The organism is Pelomonas sp. Root1217 (genome assembly GCF_001425705.1).
Lineage (GTDB): Bacteria > Pseudomonadota > Gammaproteobacteria > Burkholderiales > Burkholderiaceae_C > Pelomonas.
This window is the reverse complement of the sequence record NZ_LMDC01000027.1, coordinates 132,637-153,887: the sequence shown is the minus strand read 5'-3', so window position 1 is coordinate 153,887 and position 21,251 is coordinate 132,637. Positions and strand designations below refer to the sequence as shown.

At 66.8% G+C, this 21,251-nt stretch carries 20 protein-coding genes and 2 tRNA genes; 9 read left to right on the top strand and 13 right to left on the bottom strand.

What is annotated here, in order from left to right; genetic code table 11:
- Window positions 1-42: 42 nt before the first annotated feature.
- Entirely contained in the window at window positions 43-1,803 is a 1,761-nt protein-coding gene (locus tag ASC95_RS18450; RefSeq protein ID WP_057299490.1) for a glycoside hydrolase family 9 protein, read from the top strand.
- 63 nt (window positions 1,804-1,866) lie between these two features.
- Here ASC95_RS18450 and ASC95_RS18445 read toward each other — a convergent pair.
- From ASC95_RS18445 to ASC95_RS18420, 6 genes are all read right to left on the bottom strand, one after another.
- Window positions 1,867-1,941, bottom strand: a tRNA-Val gene (locus ASC95_RS18445).
- 81 nt (window positions 1,942-2,022) lie between these two features.
- Window positions 2,023-2,097 (bottom strand) — tRNA-Val (locus ASC95_RS18440).
- A gap of 31 nt (window positions 2,098-2,128) precedes the next feature.
- Window positions 2,129-2,857, bottom strand: coding sequence for a DNA polymerase III subunit epsilon (gene dnaQ, locus ASC95_RS18435; RefSeq protein WP_057299181.1), 729 nt, complete (start codon window positions 2,855-2,857; stop codon window positions 2,129-2,131).
- Complete coding sequence (gene lgt / locus ASC95_RS18430) at window positions 2,854-3,663, bottom strand: prolipoprotein diacylglyceryl transferase (protein WP_057299180.1); 810 nt, start codon at window positions 3,661-3,663, stop codon at window positions 2,854-2,856. Before lgt ends, dnaQ begins: the two co-directional genes overlap by 4 nt.
- A gap of 55 nt (window positions 3,664-3,718) precedes the next feature.
- Window positions 3,719-4,690 (bottom strand): lipopolysaccharide assembly protein LapB, encoded by a 972-nt coding sequence (locus tag ASC95_RS18425; protein WP_157256393.1) that lies wholly within the window; start codon window positions 4,688-4,690, stop codon window positions 3,719-3,721.
- A 75-nt stretch (window positions 4,691-4,765) separates the two neighbouring features.
- The gene (locus ASC95_RS18420) at window positions 4,766-5,620 is read right to left on the bottom strand and encodes a LysR family transcriptional regulator (RefSeq protein WP_082567961.1); all 855 of its coding nucleotides are present in this window, start codon (window positions 5,618-5,620) and stop codon (window positions 4,766-4,768) included.
- Between the two features lie 91 nt (window positions 5,621-5,711).
- Between ASC95_RS18420 and ilvD the strand changes: the two genes are divergently transcribed.
- The gene (gene ilvD, locus ASC95_RS18415; RefSeq protein ID WP_057299177.1) at window positions 5,712-7,391 is read left to right on the top strand and encodes a dihydroxy-acid dehydratase; all 1,680 of its coding nucleotides are present in this window, start codon (window positions 5,712-5,714) and stop codon (window positions 7,389-7,391) included.
- A 229-nt stretch (window positions 7,392-7,620) separates the two neighbouring features.
- Here the strand turns inward: ilvD and ASC95_RS18410 are convergent, their stop codons facing one another.
- Entirely contained in the window at window positions 7,621-7,881 is a 261-nt protein-coding gene (locus tag ASC95_RS18410; RefSeq protein ID WP_057299176.1) for a TIGR04438 family Trp-rich protein, read from the bottom strand.
- Between the two features lie 59 nt (window positions 7,882-7,940).
- Here ASC95_RS18410 and ASC95_RS18405 point away from each other — a divergent pair, with 59 nt between their 5' ends.
- The gene (locus tag ASC95_RS18405; RefSeq protein WP_057299175.1) at window positions 7,941-8,243 is read left to right on the top strand and encodes a c-type cytochrome; all 303 of its coding nucleotides are present in this window, start codon (window positions 7,941-7,943) and stop codon (window positions 8,241-8,243) included.
- A 143-nt stretch (window positions 8,244-8,386) separates the two neighbouring features.
- The gene (locus ASC95_RS31995; RefSeq protein WP_057299174.1) at window positions 8,387-9,763 is read left to right on the top strand and encodes an esterase-like activity of phytase family protein; all 1,377 of its coding nucleotides are present in this window, start codon (window positions 8,387-8,389) and stop codon (window positions 9,761-9,763) included.
- On the opposite strand, the gene ASC95_RS18395 is transcribed toward ASC95_RS31995, so the two are convergent.
- From ASC95_RS18395 to ASC95_RS18385, 4 genes are all read right to left on the bottom strand, one after another.
- Complete coding sequence (locus tag ASC95_RS18395) at window positions 9,732-10,619, bottom strand: PEP-CTERM sorting domain-containing protein (protein WP_162250803.1); 888 nt, start codon at window positions 10,617-10,619, stop codon at window positions 9,732-9,734. The two genes, ASC95_RS31995 and ASC95_RS18395, sit on opposite strands and share 32 nt — an antisense overlap.
- Window positions 10,620-10,922: 303 nt before the next feature.
- Window positions 10,923-12,884, bottom strand: coding sequence for an acetate--CoA ligase (acs, locus tag ASC95_RS18390; protein WP_057299172.1), 1,962 nt, complete (start codon window positions 12,882-12,884; stop codon window positions 10,923-10,925).
- 94 nt (window positions 12,885-12,978) lie between these two features.
- Entirely contained in the window at window positions 12,979-13,068 is a 90-nt protein-coding gene (locus tag ASC95_RS31215; RefSeq protein WP_162250802.1) for a PEP-CTERM sorting domain-containing protein, read from the bottom strand.
- 65 nt (window positions 13,069-13,133) lie between these two features.
- The gene (locus tag ASC95_RS18385) at window positions 13,134-13,556 is read right to left on the bottom strand and encodes a hypothetical protein (protein WP_057299171.1); all 423 of its coding nucleotides are present in this window, start codon (window positions 13,554-13,556) and stop codon (window positions 13,134-13,136) included.
- Between the two features lie 135 nt (window positions 13,557-13,691).
- Between ASC95_RS18385 and ASC95_RS18380 the strand changes: the two genes are divergently transcribed.
- Complete coding sequence (locus ASC95_RS18380; RefSeq protein ID WP_057299169.1) at window positions 13,692-14,279, top strand: TIGR00645 family protein; 588 nt, start codon at window positions 13,692-13,694, stop codon at window positions 14,277-14,279.
- Between the two features lie 164 nt (window positions 14,280-14,443).
- On the opposite strand, the gene fumC is transcribed toward ASC95_RS18380, so the two are convergent.
- The gene (gene fumC / locus ASC95_RS18375; protein ID WP_057299489.1) at window positions 14,444-15,835 is read right to left on the bottom strand and encodes a class II fumarate hydratase; all 1,392 of its coding nucleotides are present in this window, start codon (window positions 15,833-15,835) and stop codon (window positions 14,444-14,446) included.
- Window positions 15,836-15,945: 110 nt separating this feature from the next.
- Here fumC and ASC95_RS18370 point away from each other — a divergent pair, with 110 nt between their 5' ends.
- From ASC95_RS18370 to ASC95_RS18355, 4 genes are read left to right on the top strand one after another with little or no spacing between them, the layout of a single operon-like run.
- Complete coding sequence (locus ASC95_RS18370; protein WP_057299168.1) at window positions 15,946-17,484, top strand: fumarate hydratase; 1,539 nt, start codon at window positions 15,946-15,948, stop codon at window positions 17,482-17,484.
- A 49-nt stretch (window positions 17,485-17,533) separates the two neighbouring features.
- Window positions 17,534-17,992, top strand: coding sequence for a GNAT family N-acetyltransferase (locus tag ASC95_RS18365; RefSeq protein ID WP_057299167.1), 459 nt, complete (start codon window positions 17,534-17,536; stop codon window positions 17,990-17,992).
- A gap of 18 nt (window positions 17,993-18,010) precedes the next feature.
- Entirely contained in the window at window positions 18,011-18,862 is an 852-nt protein-coding gene (locus ASC95_RS18360) for a PHB depolymerase family esterase (protein ID WP_057299166.1), read from the top strand.
- Between the two features lie 22 nt (window positions 18,863-18,884).
- Window positions 18,885-19,898 (top strand): NAD(P)-dependent alcohol dehydrogenase, encoded by a 1,014-nt coding sequence (locus tag ASC95_RS18355; protein WP_057299165.1) that lies wholly within the window; start codon window positions 18,885-18,887, stop codon window positions 19,896-19,898.
- Here ASC95_RS18355 and ASC95_RS18350 read toward each other — a convergent pair.
- The gene (locus tag ASC95_RS18350; RefSeq protein ID WP_057299164.1) at window positions 19,895-21,205 is read right to left on the bottom strand and encodes a mechanosensitive ion channel family protein; all 1,311 of its coding nucleotides are present in this window, start codon (window positions 21,203-21,205) and stop codon (window positions 19,895-19,897) included. The two genes, ASC95_RS18355 and ASC95_RS18350, sit on opposite strands and share 4 nt — an antisense overlap.
- Window positions 21,206-21,251: the final 46 nt, after the last annotated feature.

Sequence of the window (21,251 nt, the reverse complement as noted above, 5' to 3'; positions counted from 1 at the left end):
TGGCGTCGCCGACAACATCGAACGGGAATTCCTGCCTTGAACGTGAACTTTCGCGCGCCGCTGGCGCTCTGCCTGGCTTGCATCCTGAGTCTTGCCGCGTGTAGTACGCCGCCGCACGGCTCCATCGTGCAGCCACAACAGTCCGCTGAGATCGACACCCAGGCCATACAGCTGAACCAGGTGGGCTATCTGCCCGAGGGCGCGAAATGGGCGGTGCTGCGCGATGTGCCCGCCAGCAGCTTTGCGCTGGTCGACGCGGTGACTGGACAAGAAGTCTGGCGCGGCCCGTTGCGCAACGCGCAACGCTGGGAGCCGGCGCAGGAGGTGCTGCGCCTGGCCGACTTCTCTGCCTGGCGTCAGCCCGGCCGATACAGGGTGAAGGTTGCAGGGCTTGCGCCTTCTGCTCCATTCGTCATCGCGGCAGACGCCTATGTGGCGCTGAATGCCGCCGCGCTCAAGTTTTTCTACTACAACCGAGCCAGCATCGCGCTCGACCCTGTCCACGCAGGCGTCTGGGCGAGGCCTGCAGGGCATCCGGACGACCGCGTGCTTGTTCATGCGTCAGCCGCTGGCCCTGGCCGGGCCGAGGGCTCCGTCTTCTCAGCACCAAAGGGTTGGTATGACGCTGGCGACTACAACAAGTACATCGTCAACTCCGGCATCACCGTCTACACGCTGCTGGCGGCCTATGAGCATTTCCCGGCCTTCTTCGACGCGCAGCGCCTGAGCATCCCGGAGAGCGGCAACGGCCTGCCCGACGTCCTCGACGAAGCACTGTGGAACCTGGAGTGGATGCTGTCCATGCAGGACCCGGTTGATGGCGGCGTCTACCACAAGCTCACCGACAAAGGCTTCGACGGCATCGTGATGCCCCATGAGGCCCGGCATGATCGCTATGTCGTGATGAAGGCGACTGCGGCGACACTCGACTTCGCCGCCGTCATGGCGCAGGCCAGCCGCGTGTTCGCGGCGTTCGAGGCGCAGCGCCCAGGGTTGTCAGCGCGCATGATGGCCGCCTCCAAGCGCGCCTGGGGCTGGGCCAAAGCGCATCCCGACGTCATCTACCGCCAGCCGGCCGACATCCACACCGGCGGTTATGACGACAACCAACTGGCTGACGAACTTGCCTGGGCCGCCGCAGAGCTCTACATCAGCACACGCGAGGACGGCTACTGGCACGCGCTCAAGCAAGCCGTGCCGCGCATCGAGATTCCGGGCTGGAGCAGCGTCGGGGCGCTGGCATGGGTAAGCCTCGCCCAGCATCGCGACCGATTGACCCCGGTAGCGGACCGCAAGCTCATCGAGGGCCAGATCAGGTCCTTGGCCACCGGACTCGCCGAGCGTTGGGATCGATCGCCCTACCGCTTGGCCATGCAGAGCGAGGACTTCATCTGGGGCAGCAATGCCGTGGCCCTGAACCAGGCCTTGATGCTCATTCAGGGATACCGCCTCGACAGCGACCGCCGCATGCTCGACGCCGCACAGTCTGCGCTCGACTTTGTCCTCGGGCGGCACCCCAGCGGATATGCCATGGTGACGGGCTTCGGAACGCGCTCGCCGCTGCATCCGCACCACCGTCCGTCCGGCGCGATGCCGCGACAGCCGCCGGTACCCGGCATGATCGTCGGTGGCCCGAACCCCGGCCCGGGCGACGATTGCCCCGGCGCCTATCCTTCCAAGGTGCCAGCCAAGGCCTACCTCGACGCCTTGTGCAGCTACACCACCAACGAGATTGCGATCAACTGGAACGCACCGCTGGTCTATGTATCAGCGGCCGTCCAGACGCTGACTCCCAAGCCATGAATCACAAGCCGGGCATCGCACAAACGACAAACCCGGCTCAAGGCCGGGTCTGACGATTTTGATTGGTGGGCGGTGCAGGTTTCGAACCTGCGACCCCCACAGTGTGAATGTGGTGCTCTACCCCTGAGCTAACCGCCCAATCAAAAACAGTTTCGGCCTTATTCGGCCGACCCGCCGGACTGCTTTCGAGGGAATCACCGCCACCCTTCGAGAGGGTTTTGGTGGGCGGTGCAGGTTTCGAACCTGCGACCCCCACAGTGTGAATGTGGTGCTCTACCCCTGAGCTAACCGCCCTGAAAACAGTCCCGTTTCGGGAAGCCCGCGATTATGCCATGGGTTGCGCGGGTTCCAGCACTCGCCACTTGCAGGCGCCGCCCGCGGCCTTGTCGAGGTCGGCAAGCAATTTCTCATGCGCGGCGACCTCGGCTTCGCTGGCATGCAGCACCGGCAGCACGAAGCGGCTCAGGTCCACAGCCTCGATGGCGGCGTGGCTGTCGCCGCTGGCGTTGTCGCCATGCTCGTCCATCAACAGCGCGTCCTGGCCACGCGTCAGGCGGATGTAGACGTCGGCCAGCAGTTCGGCATCCAGCAGCGCGCCGTGCAGCACGCGCTTGGTGTTGTCGACTTCCAAGCGACGGCACAGCGCGTCCAGCGAGTTGGCCTTGCCGGGAAAAAGGTCGCGCGCCATCAGCAGCGTGTCGCGCACGCCGCCCACATGGTCGGTCAGCACGCCGCGCCGCAAGCGCTTGAGCTCGGCATTGATGAAGCCGATGTCAAAGGGCGCGTTGTGGATGACCAGTTCCGCACCGGCCAGGAAGTCCAGCAACTGGTCGACGATCTCGGCGAATTTGGGCTTGTCGGCAAGGAAGGCTTCGGTCAGCCCGTGCACCCGCAACGCGTCCTCGTGGCTGGCACGCTCGGGGTTGATGTAGAGGTGCAGGTGGTTGCCGGTGAGCTGGCGGTTGACCATCTCCACGCAGCCGACCTCGATGACGCGGTCGCCCTTGTCGGCGTCCAGGCCGGTGGTTTCCGTGTCGAAGAAGATCTGTCTCATGCGGGCCTCTGGTTGCGCTTGGTGGTCCAGGCAAAGATGGCAACGCCGGCGAGGATCATCGGCAGGCAGAGCCATTGGCCCTGGCTCAGGTTCAGCGCCCGCAGGCCGAGGAAATCGTCGGGCTCGCGGAAATACTCGGCGACGAAGCGCAGCACGCCATACCCGACCATGAAGACACCTGAGATCTGGCCCGTCGCCCGCGGCTTGCGGGCATAGAGCCAGAGGAGGATGAAGAGCAGCAAGCCCTCGCCGGACGCTTGGTAGAGCTGTGAGGGATGGCGGGCAATGCCGCCGTCATTGGCCTGGGGAAAGATCATGGCCCAGGGCAGGTCGGCCGGCGCCGGCCGACCCCACAGCTCGCCATTGACGAAGTTGCCCAGGCGCACGGCCATGATGCCGGTCGGCACGCAGGGCGCGATCAGGTCTGACACCTCGAAGAAGCTGCGGCCGCGACGGCGCCCGAACAGGTACAGGCCCAGCAGCACGCCGAGCAGGCCGCCGTGGAAAGACATGCCGCCATCCCAGACCCGGATGATCTCGGTCAGGTGATGGACGTAGTAACCGGGCTTGTAAAAGAAGCAGTACCCCAGCCGCCCGCCCAGCACGACGCCCAGCACGCCGTAGAACAGCACGTCGTCCACGTCCCGCTTGGTCCAGCCCACGGCTGCGTGCTGGGGCATGCGCGAGCGCAGCGTGGCCAGCCACAGGAAGAGGCCGAAGGCGATCAGGTAGGTGATGCCATACCAATGGATGCCGCCGGAACCGATGTGGACGGCGATGGGGTCGAACTGAGGATGAACCAGCATGGCCCGATGGGAAGAAGAGCGGCCGGCATCATAGCCAGCGCACCGCCCTGCCCTGTCAAGCCAGGCCGGCCAGCAGTTTCTTCGCCTCGTCGACGTTGCGCGGATTGGCGCGCTTGTTCTGCACGAAGCGCTCTAGCGCCTGCTTGGCGCCAGCCTTGTCGCCCTTGGCGATCAGCGCCTGGCCCAGGCGATGGTCGATGGGCATGCGCTCGGCGCCTTCCAGGGCGCGGGCACGCTCGAAGGCCTTGATGGCGTCATCGGGCTGGCCCTGCTCCGTCAGCACCCGGCCCAGGCCGTACGGGCCGGCGGCATGTGCGGGGTAATCACGTTGCAGCGCCTCGAAGATGCCACGCGCCTTGGGCAGGTTCTTCTGCTCCATGAACTCGAAGCCCAGCCGCGTCCACTGACTGCGCAGCTCGCGGGCCACCGTGCGGTCGTCGCCCGGCCTGGCGCTGGCCAGCTCGCGCTCTGCGCCGGCCCAGTCCTTGTCGTTCATCGCCAGCATGGCGCGCAACACCTTGGCCTGCTCAGGCTGGCGTGGCTGCGCTTCGGCGGCCAGCTCCTTGGCCTTGGGCACGCTGCCGCCAGCAAAGCCCGGCGCCATCAGATAAAACTGGGTCAGGCCGCTGCGCGCCTCGAAGAGCGTCGGGTCCAGCTCAACGGCCTTGGCGAACTGCTCCTTGGTCTTGCTGGCGAGCCCGGGCATCTTGAAGACGCTGGCCGTCATCGCCTGCTGGCCGTAGACGCGGCCCAGGGCATAGCTGCAGATGGCCTGCGGGCGCTTGTCAGAACAGTTTTGCAAGGCAGGGATGGCTGCCTCCAGCCGGGCACCGTCGTTGTCGTCGACGGCGGCCATCGCGAGAGCGACAGCGGCCTGGTCGTCATCGCCCTTGGCCTTGGCGGCACGCACGAGGTCGGCCGTCTTGCCGGTGTCCAGCCAGGCTTGCCATTGCGGGTCCTTGAGCAGGTCGGCCCGGGCAGCGCCGGCCAGCAAAGCCAGGGCGAGAGGGAGCAGGCGAAGGGTCATGCAGGGGTCTCCAAAGTGTGAATTCGTCAACGTTGCAGCAGCATCCCCGGCGACACGGGTTTTCCCCGCGTGACTTCAGGCATGGGCGCGCAGGTGATCGACAAAGCGCGCAACGACGGGGGGCGCATCGTCGCGCCAGATCAGGCTGGTCTCCACCTGCGGCGCATCGGGCAGCGCACGATAGGTCACGCCTGCCCGCTGCAGGCCCTGCAGGCTGGCCGGCACCCAGGCCACGCCGATGGCGGCGGACACGAGATTGACGATAGTCTGCATCTGGATGGCCTCCTGGGCCACGCCAGCCGCGCCGTGATGGGTCAGGATGGCGTCATAGAGCGACGGCGCCACTTCGCGCGGGAAGATCACCAGCGGCGCCGAGCGGCATTGCACGTCGGTCGGCGTCTCGTCGCTACTGGGCAGGGCCAGCACCAGCGGTTCGACGCCGATGGACAGGCGCTGGAAGCTCGCTGGCGCGGCGCCGGGCGTGTGAATGACGAAGCCGGCGTCGATGCTGCCGGCTTCGAACTCGCGCAGCTGGACGTCCAGCGTCGCCTCGCGCAGCGCCAGGGCCACCTGCGGGCAGGCTTCGCGAAACGACCTCAGCCACTGCGGCAGGCCGCCGAAGCCCACCGTCGACACAAAGGCCAGCCGCAACCGCCCGGCCAGCCCGTCGGCCACCGCCCTCACCTCGGCCGGCAGCGCGGCGGCCTCCAGCAGCAGCTTCTGCGCCGAAGCCTGCAGCGCCGCACCCGCTGGCGTCAGGCGCACGCTGCGGCTGCTGCGCTCGAAAAGCTGCACGCCGAGCTGGGCCTCCAGTTTGCGCACGGCCTGGGTCAGCGGCGGCTGGCTCATGTGCAGGCGCTCGGCGGCGCGGCCGAAATGCAGCAGCTCGGCCACGGCGAGGAATTGCTGGAGGGGGCGCAGCTCGATCATCGATTCACCATGCATATCAATGCAGATTGAACAATATATTTGAAAAGCAAACACAGGCGCGCCAAACTGCCGGCTTCTCCAGGAGACCGCCATGAGCTTCAACCGCCGCAGCAAGAACATCACCGAGGGCGTCGCCCGCGCGCCCAACCGTTCCATGTACTACGGCATGGGCTATCAGGAGAGCGATTTCGGCAAGCCCATGATCGGCATCGCCAACGGCCACTCCACGATCACGCCCTGCAACTCCGGCCTGCAAAAGCTTGCCGACGCCGCCGTCATCGGCCTGAAGGCCGCCGGCGCCAACGCCCAGTTGTTCGGCACGCCGACCATCTCCGACGGCATGGCCATGGGCACCGAGGGCATGAAGTACTCGCTGGTGTCGCGCGAGGTCATCTCCGACTGCGTCGAAACCTGCGTGGGCGGCCAGTGGCTGGACGGCGTCATGGTCATCGGCGGCTGCGACAAGAACATGCCCGGCGGCATGATGGGCATGCTGCGCGCCAATGTGCCGGCCATCTACATCTACGGCGGCACCATCAAGCCCGGCCACTACAAGGGCCAGGACCTCAATATCGTTTCGGTGTTCGAAGCGGTCGGCCAGTTCAGCGCCGGCAAGATGAGCGAGGAAGACTTCTGCCAGATCGAGAAGCGCGCCATCCCCGGCAGCGGCTCCTGCGGCGGCATGTACACGGCCAACACCATGAGCTCGGCCTTCGAGGCCCTGGGCATGAGCCTGCCCTACTCGTCGAGCATGTCCAACGTCGAGGATGAAGTCGTCGAGAACGTCAAGCTGGCCGCCAACTGCCTCGTCGAGGCCGTCAAGGCCGACCTGAAGCCGCGCGACATCGTCACCAAGAAGTCAATAGAGAACGCCGTTGCCGTCATCATGGCCACGGGCGGCTCGACGAACGCGGTGCTGCACTTCCTGGCCATTGCGCACGCGGCCGAGGTGGACTGGACCATCGACGACTTCGAACGCATGCGCAAGAAGATCCCGGTGCTGTGCAACTTGAAGCCCAGCGGCAAATACCTGGCCGTGGACCTGCACAAGGCCGGCGGCGTGCCCGCCGTCATGAAGGAACTGCTGACCGCCGGCCTGCTGCATGGCGACTGCATCACCATCACCGGCAAGACCGTGGCCGAGAACCTGGCCGACGTGCCGGCCCTGAGCGCCGACCAGGACGTCATCCAGCCGGTCGCCAAGCCCATCTATGCCGAGGGCCACCTGGCCATCCTGAAAGGCAACCTGAGCCCGGAAGGCTGCGTCGCCAAGATCACCGGCCTGAAGAACCCCGTCATCACCGGGCCGGCGCGCGTCTTCGACGACGAGCAGTCGGCGCTGGCGGCCATCATGGCCGAGAAGATCAAGGCAGGCGACGTCATGGTGCTGCGCTACCTCGGCCCCAAGGGCGGCCCCGGCATGCCGGAGATGCTGGCCCCCACCGGCGCGCTGATCGGCCAGGGCCTGGGCGAGAGCGTCGGCCTCATCACCGACGGCCGCTTCTCGGGCGGCACCTGGGGCATGGTGGTGGGCCATGTGGCGCCGGAGGCCTATGAAGGCGGCGTCATCGCGCTGGTGCAGGAGGGCGACTCCATCACCATCGACGCCCATCAGCTGCTGCTGAATCTGAACGTTGCAGACGACGAACTGGCCAGGCGCCGCGCGGCCTGGGTGCAGCCGAAGCCGCGTTACACGCGGGGGGTGCTGGCCAAGTTTGCCAAGAATGCTTCCAGCGCGAGTTCGGGCGCGGTTTTGGATAAGTTTGAGTGAGGGGTTCCGGGCCGAGCGCCGGGCCGCTCCCTAGCCGGCCCGTCAGGGCGATGTGCTTGCCGGTCAATCCGGCAAGCATCGCCGTCCCCCGGGGGGGGCTGAGGCCGGACACGGCAAGTCCTGTGGACTTGTCGTGCCTGCCGAAGAGCAGCCGCTCCGTCGGCTGCGCGGTCTGCAAGACCGACCAGGCTCGCCCGCGTTCAGCGGAACGAGGCTGGGCGAGGGGCACTCAGCGCTTCTTCTTCCCCCCAGGCTTGCCCTGCCCCAGCCCCTCCATGAGCTGCTCGCGCCGGGCGGCCTTCTTGGCGTCCAGCGCGTTCATGGCCTTCTTCTGCGTCAGTCCGCTGGAGTCCGCCCAAGTCCACCAGACCGCGGCCAGCACAAAGGGCGACAGTACGATGATCCAGGCCCAGAAGTCATCCTTGTGGAACTGCACCCAGCCGCCCAGCCGCAGCACGATCAAGAGCACGCCGATCAACACGAAACCCATGCGGGCTCTCCTTCAGGTATCTTTGCAACCACTGTAGTCCAACGTCCCGAAAGGTTCGCATGAAGAAAGCCCTGATCCTCAGCTTTGCCCTCGTCGTCGCCCCCGCGGCCTTCGCCAACCAGGAGCTGGCGCAGAAAAAGAACTGCATGGCCTGCCACGCGCTGGACAAAAAGCTCGTCGGCCCCGCCTACAAGGACGTGGCGGCCAAGTACGCCAAGGACAAGGACGCTTACAAGAAGCTCGCCGAGAAAATCCAGAAGGGCGGCTCTGGCGTGTGGGGCCCCGTGCCCATGCCAGCCAACACCCAGGTCAGCCCGGCCGAGGCCGAGACGCTGGCCAAGTGGGTGCTGACGGTCAAGTAAGGCCGCCATCCTTTTCAAAACAGGCCCTGCGGGGCCTGTTCTGCTTTCCGGGGACGGTGCTGCGACGCGTCACCGGCGCGTCACGGCGGCTGCCAAGAATCCGCGCCGCGCAGGCTGTTCTGCGCGCAGCCACGGCATTGCCCATGAACTCCACTCGTCCACTGAAGCCCGCCGCAGTCGCGACGGCCGTCCTTGCCCTGCTCGCTGCCAGCACAGCCGAAGCCGCCTCGGCCGCGCTGGAAGGCTGGGCCTTGATGCCGGCCAACACCTTCGCCGAAGGCCCGACCACCGGCCAGTTCGCCAGCGGCGCCGGCGGCAACCCCCTGCCCCTGCTGGACAAGCAATCCGTGCAGGGCTTCTCCGCCGTGCTGGCCGGCCCGACGGCGGGCACCTACCTCTTCATGCCCGACAACGGCTTCGGCACCAAGGAAAACTCGGCCGACGCGCTGCTGCGCATGTACGCCGTCACGCCCAACTTCAAGACGGCCACCGGCGGCACGGGCACGGTCTCGGCCGCCAACTTCAACAGCGGCGCCAGCATGGGCGGCTTCACGTCTGGCAGCTACGTCACGCTTTCCGATCCAAACCAGTTGCTGTCGCTGAAGATCCAGGCCGACTACACGCGCTACTACAACACCGCCGGCAACCCGCTGGTCGCCTCCAGCATCCGCAGCGGCCGCCAGCTGACCGGCGCCGACCTCGACATCGAGTCGGTGCGCAAGGACAAGAACGGCAACCTGTGGTTTGGCGACGAGTTCGGCCCCTACCTGGTCAAGACCAATGCCAAGGGCGAGGTGCTGCGCCGCGAGATCGGCATGCTCGGCGTGGCCTCGCCGCAGAACGAGGCCGTCATCAACGGCACGCTCAGCGCCACCCTGGGCCGCTCCAACGGCTTCGAAGGCATGGCCATCAACCCGAATGGCGACCGCCTCTACACGCTGCTGGAAGGCACGGTCACCGGCGACCCGGCCAAGACGCTGCGCATCAACGCCTTCGACGTCAACACCGAGGCTTATACCGGCCAGCAATGGAACTACAGGCTCGACGGCGCCGGCACCAATATCGGCGACATGACCGCCATCAACGACCACGAGTTCCTCATCATAGAGCGCAATGGCGCCACCGCCACCAGCGGCACGCCGTTCAAGAAGATCTTCACGGTTGACCTGAACCAGGTCGACGGCAGCGGCAACCTCGTCAAGAAGGAGATGGTCAATCTGATGGACATCGCCGATCCGAACGACCTGAACGGCGACGGCAGCATCGCCTTCACCTTCCCGTTCACGACCATCGAGAGCGTGCTCATCCTGGACGCTCACACTCTGCTGGTCGCCAATGACAACAACTACCCCGGCACAGGCGGCCGCAACCTGGGGTCGGACAACACCGAGTTCCTGAAGATTCACCTCGATCAGGCGCTCAATGTGTCGGCCGTGCCGGAGCCGGGCAGCTATGCGTTGCTGTTGGGCGGGCTGGCGCTGATCGGCTTCAAGGGACGCAATCGTCGGCAACGCGCCTGACGCCAGAGCCATGGCGGCGGCGGGCCAGCGCCGCCAGGCCCAGGCCGGCGAGCAGCAGCAAGGCGCTGGCCGGTTCCGGCACAGGCTGGGTGTAGTCGTGGCCGCTGAGCGACTGCAACTCGACGAGGGCGTCGTCGGGGCTGGCGTAGAAATGCGCGGTGTGGAAGTAGTCCGACACCAGGAACTTCACCGGATTGGCGCTGCTCAGGCCAAAGATGCTGAGGCCAGCCGAGGCCGTCAGCGAATATGAGATCGAATAGGTGGCTCCCACCGCGGCCATGAAGCTGCCATGCGGGCTGGCCGTGACGGCGCCATTGCCGGGGTCGTTGTAGCTCAAAGACAGCTTGCCGGACTGCGCGCCGTTGTTGAGCACTTGGGCCACCGCCAGGTTCGCAAAGACGCGCCCATTGCCCTGGACGCCCAGGTCGAAGGTCAACGGCGTGAGCGTGCCGTTCGGCAATACGCTCGACTTGACGGTGAGGTAGTCCTGCCCATTCAGCTTGGCCTCCACATAGATGCCAAGCGCCGGGTCGAAGCGCGGCGGTATACCGTCGAGCTCGGCATCCACATAAGCCGACAGCACGCCCTCGCTGCCATCCATCTTCGCGTTGGCCATGCGCCCGTAGACGATCTGGGGCGGGCTCTGGGTGTTGTTGAAGGTCTGCTGGAAGAACAGCGACTGCGCGGGGTCCGACTCATCGTGGAAGGCGAAGACCTTGTCCGGCAACAGGCCGAGCGTCTGGAAGCTGCTGCCACTGTTGATGTGCAACCGGCCGCTGACCGCCGCGTGGCTGGGGGCAAGCGCACTCGCAGTCAGCAGCGCGACAACAAGGGAGATCCGAACAGAGGTCGACATGGCACGGCTCCAGTACTGGGCGAAGCCATGAAAACGAAAAGGGATGGACAGGGCCATCCCTTGTTTGGCAATGGAAACGGCCCGGATGCGCCGATATCGGGATTCGTCCCGCGCCTTGCGGAGGCCGCCCCCCCGGCTCGCGGGAGGTGGCTTGAGCTGGCTGAGTCAGTAAGCCTGACCGAGCTGCTCCAGGATGGCCGGGTTCTGGTGACCGCTCACGGGCAAGCCACATGAGCAATCCCCAAACCCAGCCCATCGGCCGCGCCGACCGCGCTTCGCGCGGCCTAGAGCAACCGGTCCAGTCTAGTAAGCCTGACCCAGCTGCTCCAAGATCGCCGGGTTCTCCAAGGTGGAGGTGTCCTGCGTGACCGACTCCCCCTTGGCCACCGACCGCAACAACCGGCGCATGATCTTGCCCGAGCGCGTCTTGGGCAGGTTGTCGCCGAAGCGGATGTCCTTGGGCTTGGCAATGGGGCCGATTTCCTTGGCGACGTGGTCGCGCAGCTGCTTGGCGATGGCCTTGGCCTCGTCGCCGCTCGGGCGCGGGCGCTTCAGCACGACGAAGGCGCAGATGGCCTCGCCGGTGGTGTCGTCGGGGCGGCCCACAACCGCCGCCTCGGCCACCAGCTCGGTGCAGCTGACCAGGGCCGACTCGATCTCCATCGTGCCCATGCGGTGGCCCGACACGTTCAGCACGTCGTCGATGCGGCCGGTGATGGTGAAGTAGCCCGTCTCGGCGTCGCGGATGGCGCCGTCGCCGGCCAGGTAGTAGCCCTTGAGCTCCGGCGGGTAGTAGCTCTTCTTGAAGCGCTCGGGGTCGCCGTAGATCGTGCGGATCATGCTCGGCCAAGGCTTCTTGACGACGAGGATGCCGCCCTGACCGTTGGGCACGTCGTTGCCGGTCTCGTCAACGATGGCCGCCGTGATGCCCGGGAAGGGCAGCGTGCAGGATCCCGGCACCAGTGTCGTCACGCCCGGCAGCGGCGTGATCATGTGGCCGCCGGTCTCGGTCTGCCAGAAGGTGTCGACGATGGGGCAACGCTTGCCGCCGACATGCTCGTAATACCACTCCCAGGCAGCCGGGTTGATGGGCTCGCCCACCGAGCCCAGCAGGCGCAGGCTGCTCAGGTCGGAGCGTGCGGGGTGGACGGCAGGGTTGCTCTCGGCAGCCTTGATCAGCGAGCGGATGGCCGTCGGCGCCGTGTAGAAGATCGTGACTTTGTGCTTCTGGATCATCTGCCAGAAGCGGCCGGCGTCCGGGTAGGTCGGCACGCCTTCGAAGACGATCTCGGTGCCGCCCAGGGCCAGCGGGCCGTAGGTGATGTAGGTGTGGCCGGTGACCCAGCCGATGTCGGCCGTGCACCAGAAGATGTCATCGTCCTTGAGGTCGAAGGTCCACTTGGTGGTCAGCGCGGCATGCAGCAGATAGCCGCCGGTGCTGTGCTGCACGCCCTTGGGCTTGCCGGTGGAGCCCGAGGTGTAGAGCAGGAAGAGCGGATGCTCGGCCTCGACCCACTCTGGCGCGCAGCTCGTGGATTCAGCGCCCATCAGGTCGTGCAGCCACACATCGCGGCCATCGACCCAGGCGATCTTGCCGCCGGTGCGCTTGTAGACGATGACGTCCTTCAACGTCGGGCACGAGCCGCCGTCCAGGGCCTCGTCAACGATGGCCTTGAGCGGCAGCGCCTTGCCGCCGCGGGCCTGCTCGTCGGCGCAGATGATGGCCACGGCGCCGGCGTCCTGCACGCGGTCGCGCAGGGACTGGGCCGAGAAGCCGCCGAACACGACCGAGTGCGTGGCGCCGATGCGCGCGCAGGCCTGCATGGCCACCACGCCCTCGACGGACATCGGCATGTAGATGACGACGCGGTCGCCCTTCTGGATGCCGCGGCCCTTGAGCGCATTGGCGAGCTGGCTGACCTTGGCCAGCAGCTCGGCGTAGGTGACGCTGGTGACCGTGCCGTCGTCCGCCTCGAAGATCAGCGCCGTCTTGCCGCCCTTGCCCGCCTCGACGTGGCGGTCCAGGCAGTTGTAGGAGACGTTGAGCTTGCCGTCCTCGAACCACTTGAAGAACGGCGCGTCGCTGTCGTTCAGGGTCTTGGTGAACGGCGTCTGCCAGCTCAGCAGCTCCCGGGCCTGGCGGGCCCAGAAGCCGGCGTAGTCGGCCTCCGCTTCGGCCACCAGCGCGGCATAGCCGGCTTCGCCCTTCACATGGGCATTGGCGACCCATTCCGGGCTGGGGGCGTAGGTGTTCAGCGTGGTCATCGGTGTGTCTCCTCGTTCTGGCTGCCTGGCGCGCACTGTGCGAGGAGTCACTGACGAAGCCCTTACTCTCGGCTCTACGCCCCGCGGCGCAAGCTTAGCGCGGCTCGGCGCGCGGCCGGCGCTTCAGCCAAGTCAGCAGGCCCAGGCCGGCCAGCAGCAGGCCCGCGTTCGCCGGTTCGGGCACCGGCGCATTGATGAATTGCAGGTTGTCGATGATCAGCGCGCGATCTTCGGTGTTGGTATGAATCCTCAGTTCGTCAAAGACGATGCCGCGAAAGCCGTAGACGAGGCCGCGGTGGCGGATTCAATCAAGCCGCCATGGAGGTAGGCATCAAACGTCGAGACGCCGCCGTTGGCCGTCACCATCGCGAAGGCCGTGGCCGAAACGGGGTTGACGAAATGGATCGCGAAGTCGGCCCGGTAACCCACATGCGACCGAAAGTTGCCCACGCGGTTGCCACTGATGTGGGCAAACGTGGGGTCCATGTCGGCATTGGCGAAAGCGGAATCGAACTTCAAGCCCTGATCCAGAAACTGATCGGACACGGCCTCGTTGGGCGGCAGCACGGCGGATTCGAAGTCCACGGTGCGGTCCGGCGCGGCGCGGCTGGGCGCGACAAACTCGTCGCCCGGCGCCCTCGCGTTGGCAGTCCAGGCTCGCCAGGCCTTCAAGGCCAGCCCGACGTTGCGGCCTACTCCAAGCTGCCCCTGGTGAAGCTGGAAAAGGCACTGGCCCGACACTGATCGGGGGCCGCCACAGGGGCTTCCCTAGAATCCGCCCGCTGTATCTTGCCCCTGAAGGATTCGATGACTACGCCGCTGCGCCCCCTGCCCCGCCTGATTTTCGCCAGCCGCTGGCTGCAGCTGCCGCTTTATCTGGGCCTGATCCTGGCGCAGGCGGTCTACGTCTTCCAGTTCTGGACCGAACTGGTGCACCTCATCGAGGCGGCGTTCGGCGACCAGCACGCGCTTGAGATCCTGGTCAAGAGCATTGGCTACAAGGGCGAAGCGATTCCAGGCAAGCTCAACGAAACGATCCTGATGCTGGTCGTGCTCGGGCTGATCGACGTGGTGATGATCTCCAACCTGCTGATCATGGTCATCGTCGGCGGCTACGAGACCTTCGTGTCGCGCATGGACCTCGACGGCCACCCCGACCAGCCCGAGTGGCTGAGCCACGTGAACGCCTCGGTGCTGAAGGTCAAGCTGGCCACGGCCATCATCGGCATCAGCTCCATCCATCTGCTGAAAACCTTCATCAACGCCGACAACTACGCCGAGAAGACGCTGATGTACCAGACCATCATCCACGTCGCCTTCCTGCTGTCGGCCATGGCCATCGCTTTCACGGACCGCCTGCTGCCTGCGCCGGCGCACCACGGCGACAGGCACTGATCGATCGCGGCGGCTAGAAATTCGGGCCGAGCGCCGGGCCGCTCCCAAGCCGGCCCGTCTGGCGATGTGCTCGCGGCTTGATGCTGCGAGCATCGCCGTCCCCTCGGGGACCGGCTGGGTCCGCCCGCGTTCAGCGAGGCGGGACCGGACGAGGGGCAGCGTTGCTAGCGCCCCACCATCTGGCCGGGGACTACCCACGCGTCGAACTGCTCGGCCGTCACGTGGCCCAGCGCCAGCGCCGCCTCGCGCAGGCTGGTCCCTTCCTTGTGCGCCTTCTTGGCGATCTGCGCGGCCTTGTCGTAGCCGATGTGGGTGTTCAGCGCCGTCACCAGCATCAATGAGCGCGACACCAGCTCGCCGATGCGCGCCTCATTGGGCTCGATGCCGACAGCGCAGTGCCTGTTGAAACTGGCCATGCCATCGGCCAGCAACCGCACGCTCTGCAGGAAGTTGTGGATGACCATGGGCCGGAACACGTTCAGCTCGAAGTTGCCCGATGCGCCGCCAATGTTGATGGCCACGTCGTTGCCCATGACCTGGGCGGCCAGCATGGTCACCGCCTCGCTCTGCGTCGGGTTGACTTTGCCGGGCATGATGGACGAGCCCGGCTCGTTCTCCGGGATGCTGATCTCGCCGATGCCGCTGCGCGGGCCGCTGGCCAGCCAGCGCACGTCGTTGGCGATCTTGGTCAGGCTGGCAGCGAGGGTCTTCAGTGCGCCGTGGGCGTGGACGAGGGCGTCGCAGGAGGCCATGGCCTCGAACTTGTTCGGCGCCGTGACGAAGTCATGGCCCGTCAGTCGCGCCAGCTCCGCGGCGACCTGCTCGGCATAGCCCTTGGGCGCGTTCAGCCCGGTGCCTACCGCCGTGCCGCCCAGAGCCAGTTCGTAGAGATGCGGCAGAGCCGCCAGCACATGCCGCTCACCGTGGTTCAGCTGCGCCACCCAGCCCGAGATCTCCTGCCCCAGCGTCAGCGGCGTCGCGTCCTGCAGATGGGTGCGGCCGATCTTGACGATGTCGTCGAAGGCTTCGGCCTTCTGCTGCAGCGTCGTGCGCAGTGCGCGCAACGGCGGCAGCAGGCGCTCCTGCAAGGCCTGCACGGCGGCGACATGCATGGCGGTCGGGAAGACGTCGTTGCTGCTCTGGCTGCGGTTCACGTCGTCATTGGGATGCACCAGTCGCCCCTCGCCCCGCTCGCCGCCCAGCAGCTCGCTGGCGCGGTTGGCCAGCACCTCGTTGACGTTCATGTTGGTCTGCGTGCCCGAGCCGGTCTGCCAGACGACCAGGGGAAACTCGTCGGCATGCAGGCCGCCGATGACCTCGTCCGCCGCGGCGACGATGGCCTCGGTCTTGGCCTGGTCCTGCAGCCCCAGCCCACGGTTCACGACGGCCGACGCACGCTTGACCTTGGCCAGCGCACGGATCAGCTCGGGCGCCTGGCGCTCGCCGGAGATGTCGAAGTTCTGCAGCGAGCGCTGCGTCTGAGCGCCCCACAGCCTGTCGGCCGGCACCTCGATAGGGCCGAAGGTGTCGTGCTCGATGCGGGTACTGCTGCTCATGACGGTTCTCACGAAGGCGGGGTTGGCATTCAGCATAGCCAGGATGAGAACCCTTCTCATCTTTGCGGCCACCGATAATTCCGGCTGCCCCCAGCTTGTCTGCCCTCCAAATGACCACGATCCGCCAGCAAGACCTCATCGACAGCGTTGCTGCCGCCCTGCAGTACATCAGCTACTACCACCCGGCCGACTACATCGCCCACCTCGCGCGCGCCTACGAGAGCGAGGCCTCGCCCGCAGCCAAGGACGCGATCGCCCAGATCCTCACCAACAGCCGCATGTGCGCGGAGGGCCGCCGCCCGATCTGCCAGGACACCGGCATCGTCAACGTCTTCCTGAAGATCGGCATGGACGTGCGCTGGGAGGGTTTTGCCGGAAGCATCGAGGACGCCGTCAACGAAGGCGTGCGCCAGGGTTATCTCAATCCCGACAACAAGCTGCGCGCCAGCGTGTTGGACGACCCCATCTTTGCGCGCAAGAACACCAAGGACAACACGCCCGCCGTCGTGCAGATGGAGGTGGTGCCCGGCAACACAGTGGACGTCATCGTCGCGGCCAAGGGCGGCGGCTCGGAGAACAAGAGCAAGGTCTACATGCTCAACCCCAGCGACGACATCGTCGAGTGGGTGCTGAAGACCGTGCCCACCATGGGTGCCGGCTGGTGCCCGCCGGGCATGCTGGGCATCGGCGTCGGCGGCACGGCCGAGAAGGCCGCCTTGCTGGCCAAGCAGGCGCTGATGGAAGACATCGACATGTACGAGCTGCTGCAGCGCGGCCCGCAAAACAAGCTCGAAGAGATGCGTATCGAGCTGTATGAGAAGGTCAACGCCCTGGGCATCGGCGCGCAGGGCCTGGGTGGCTTGACGACGGTGCTGGACGTGAAGATCAAGACCTTCCCGACGCATGCCGCCAGCAAGCCCATCGCCATGATCCCGAACTGCGCGGCCACCCGCCACGCCCACTTCGTGCTGGACGGCAGCGGCCCGAGCTACCTGGAGCCGCCGAGCCTGGACCTGTGGCCCGACGTGCAATGGGCGCCCGACTACAACAAGAGCCGGCGCGTCGACCTGAACACGCTGACGCCGGCCGAAGTCGCCACCTGGAAGGCCGGCGAAACACTGCTGCTGAACGGCAAGATGCTGACCGGCCGCGACGCCGCCCACAAGCGCATCCAGGACATGCTGGCAAAGGGCGAAAAGCTGCCCGTGGACTTCACCAACCGCGCCATCTACTACGTCGGCCCGGTGGACCCGGTACGCGACGAGGTCGTCGGCCCGGCAGGCCCCACCACGGCCACGCGCATGGACAAGTTCACCGACATGATGCTGGCCAAGACCGGCCTGATCGCCATGGTCGGCAAGGCCGAACGCGGCCCGGCCGCCATCGAGGCCATCAAGCAGCACAAGAGCGCCTACTTGATGGCGGTGGGCGGTTCGGCCTACCTGGTCAGCAAGGCGATCAAGGGCGCCAAGGTCGTCGGCTTCGAGGACCTGGGCATGGAAGCCATCTACGAGTTCGACGTGGTGGACATGCCCGTGACCGTGGCCGTGGATGCCACCGGCACCAGCGCCCACATCACCGGCCCGGCGGAATGGCAGAAGAAGATCGCGGCCGGCAAGGCGGTGAAGATCCCGGTCGCAGCTGGCTGACGCCCCGGCGGCGCCCTCACAATTGGCGGGTCTCCTTCGACCCGCCGACATGATCCAAGTCCGCCCCCTCCAGCTTTCCGACCGCGCCGACTGGCAACCCCTCTGGGACGGCTACAACGCCTTCTACGGCCGTGCCGGCGAGACCGCACTGCCCGCGGAGGTCACCGAGACCACCTGGGCACGCTTCTTCGACGCCACTGAACCGGTCCACGCCCTGGTGGCCGAGGATGAACAGGGCCGCCTGCTCGGCCTCGTGCACTACCTCTACCACCGCAGCACCACGCGCATCGAGCTGACCTGCTATCTGCAGGATCTCTTCACGACCCCAGAGGCGCGTGGCCGCGGCGTGGGCCGCGCCCTGATCGAGGCCGTGGACACCGCGGCCCGCCAGGCCGGCGTGAAGCGCGTCTACTGGCAAACACACACCACCAACGCCACGGGCCGCGCGCTGTACGACAAGGTCGCGCACCACATGGGCTTCATCGTCTACGCCCAGGACGTCGCCTGACCCCCGGGAGGACTGCACGTGCGCCTGTTCCCTTTCGCCGCCATCCTGCTCCTGCTCGGCGCGCTGTCGCCGCCCGTACGGGCCCAGGCCGCCGCCTGCTCATTGAACCCGGTCGCCGGCGAGATGCGCGAACTGACGTCGGGCGGCCGCACGCGCAGCTACCGGCTCTTCGTGCCGCCGAATGTCGCGAGCGGAACGCGGCTGCCCCTGGTGTTCGACCTGCACGGCACCGGCGGCAAGGCTGCCGGCCGCGCCAGGGAAAGCGGCTTCGAAGTGCTGGCGGCGCGCGAGGGCTTTGCCGTGGCCACGCTGCAGGCCGAGGACTCGCGCTGGAATGTGCCCGTCTTCACGCCGCGTGTCGACGATGTGCAGTACGTGTCCGACGTCATCGACGACATCGCCGCCCGCACCTGCATCGACCCGACCCGCGTCTACTCGACCGGCTTTTCCGGCGGCGGGCGCATGTCGTCGCTGCTGGGCTGCCGCCTGAACCACCGCATCGCGGCGATCGCGCCGGTCGGCGGGCTGCGCTGGTTCGGCCCCTGTGCGGGCCGCGCCGTGCCGGTGCTGACGATGCATGGCCTGGCCGATTTCACGAACTCCTACGAAGGCCACGGTGACCGCGGCGCCGAATGGGTCGAGAGCGTGCCGGAAGCCCTGGCCGGCTGGGCCTCGCACAACCGTTGCCAGCCCAAGCTGCTGCAGGACAAGCAGCCCGGGCCGCTGCAGACCATCCGCTACACGGGCTGCACCGGCGACGCTGAGGTTCGGCTGCTGCGCGTCGATGGCATGGGACACATCTGGCCCCGCACCGAGGTCGATGCGACCCAGACGATCTGGCAGTTCTTCAAGGCCCACCCGCTCCAGTAGGCCCACACAACAGGAGACCCGCATGTCCAACATCCGCGCCTACGCCGCCCTCTCGCCTGGCGGCGCCCTGCAGCCCTTCGACTACGACCCTGGCCCGCTGGGTGACGAGGAGGTCGAGATCACGGTCGAACACTGCGGCATCTGCCACTCCGACCTGGCCATGATCGACAGCGAGTGGTTCCCGGCCGCCTACCCCGTCGTGCCAGGCCACGAGGTCGTCGGCCGCGTCACGGCCCTGGGTGCGCATGCCAAGGGCCGGCAGATCGGCCAGCGCGTCGGCGTGGGCTGGCATGCCAGCAGCTGCACGCACTGCAACTTCTGCCTGGGCGGCGAGCAGCATCTGTGCGGCAAGCGCCAGCCGACGCTGATCGGCCGCCATGGCGGCTTCGCCGACCGGCTGCGTGCCCACTGGAGCTGGGCGGTGCCGCTGCCCGATGCCCTCGACCCCGCTGCCGCCGGCCCGCTGATGTGCGGCGGCGGCACGGTCTTCCTGCCCTTCGTGCTGCACGCCATCAAGCCGACCGACCGCGTCGGTGTCGTCGGCATCGGCGGCCTCGGCCATCTGGCCGTCAAGTTCGCGCGGGCCTGGGGCTGCGAGGTAACGGCGTTCACGTCATCGCCCTCCAAGCGCGACGAGGCGCTGGCGCTGGGTGCCCACAAGACGCTGTCCAGCGTCGACAAGGCCGAGCTGAAAGCCGCCGCCAGCAGCCTGGACTTCCTGCTCATCACTGTGGGCGCCGCCTTGAACTGGGACGCGCTGCTGGCCACGCTGGCGCCCAAGGGCCGCATGCACCTGGTCGGCGTCGTGACCGACGCGTTGAGCCTGAAGAGCGGCGGCCTGCTGAGCTGGCAGAAGAGCCTCTCGGCCTCGCCAACGCCGCCGCCGTCGGTGCTCAAGACCATGCTGGATTTCTCGGCACGACACCAGATCCTGCCGCAGGTGGAGCGCTTCCTGATGAGCCGAGTCAACGATGCGTTGGATCACCTGCGCAGTGGCAAGGCGCGCTACCGCGTGGTGCTGGACGCCGATTTCTAGTCGCCAGTCGGCGCAGGTGCCGCCGGCGACTCGGCCCTGATCGGCGACTTTGGCTGGCGCTGCACCTGCTGCGGATAGGGAATGTCCACGCCCAGGCGCTGCAGCGTGTGCAGCACGGCGAGGTTGACGTCCGAGCGCACGCCGCCGCTGCCGTTCTCGGGGTCCATGATCCAGAAGAACACGCTCAGCTCCAGGCCGCTGTCGGCAAAGCGGCTCAGCTGCACCGACGGCCCCGGGTCGCTCAACACGCGCGGGACTTCGGTGACGGCTTTGGTGATGGCCTGCATGACGTTGTCGACGTCGCAGTCGTAGTCCACCTGCACCACCGTCGACAGCAGCACCCGCGGGTCGGCCAGCGACGAGTTCTCGACGCGCTGAGTGATCAGGATCTCGTTGGGCACGATGGCTTCCTTGCCGCCGAGCGACCGGATCACCGTGTAACGTGTCTTGATGTCGGTCACGCGGCCCTCGAAGCCGTCGACCTTGACCATGTCGCCGATGCGCAAGCTCCGCTCGGCCAGGATGACGAAGCCGCTCACATAGTTGGCCGCAAGCTTCTGCAGGCCAAAGCCCAGCCCCACGCCGAGCGCGCCGCCCAGCATGCCCAGGGCCGTCAGGTCGATGCCCGCAGCAGACAGCGCGAACAGCAGGCCGATGAAGAGCAGCAGCGAGCGGATCGCGTTGGACGCGATCTTGCGCATGGACAGGTCCAATGACTCGCGGCGCAGCAGCTGGGCCTCGATGGCCGACGAGATCCATAGCGCAACGACCAGCACCAGCGTCGCCGTCAACCCGCCCTCGATGAGGTTGCGCAGCGTCAGCTTGACGGTGCCGAACTTCCAGCCGATGTCGTCCAGTTCGTCCATCAGCACGGGCCACAGGCCGGTGATCCACAGCACCGCGCCGATCCACACCAGCCAGGAACCCAGCTTCTCCAGCGCCTTGAAGGCGGTCGAAGCGGGCCAGGCGGCGCGCAGCACGCGGGCGATGAGGCGGATGGCGGCCAGCGACACCAGCACCGGCAGCGCCAGCTTGAAGAGGGCCGGCGTCAGTCCATAAAGCGGCAGCAGACGGCGCGCGCCAAAGGCCAGGGCCAGGGCAAACAGCGGGAAAAGCGTGCCGTCGATGACGCGGTCGCCGAACAGCACGCTGTTCTCGCGCCGGGTCACGGCGCGCGACAGCGCCCAGCTCAGCAACCCTGCCAGGGCCAGGCAGCCCAGCAGCAGGCCCCATTCGGCAAGCGCGTCGGCGCTGAAGACACGGGTCAGCAGGGCCTGGAGTTCGGCCAGGCTCAAAGGTTGGTGCATGGAGTTTCTAGTCAGTTGGGGACAGAGCTACTCGCTTCGCTCGGGC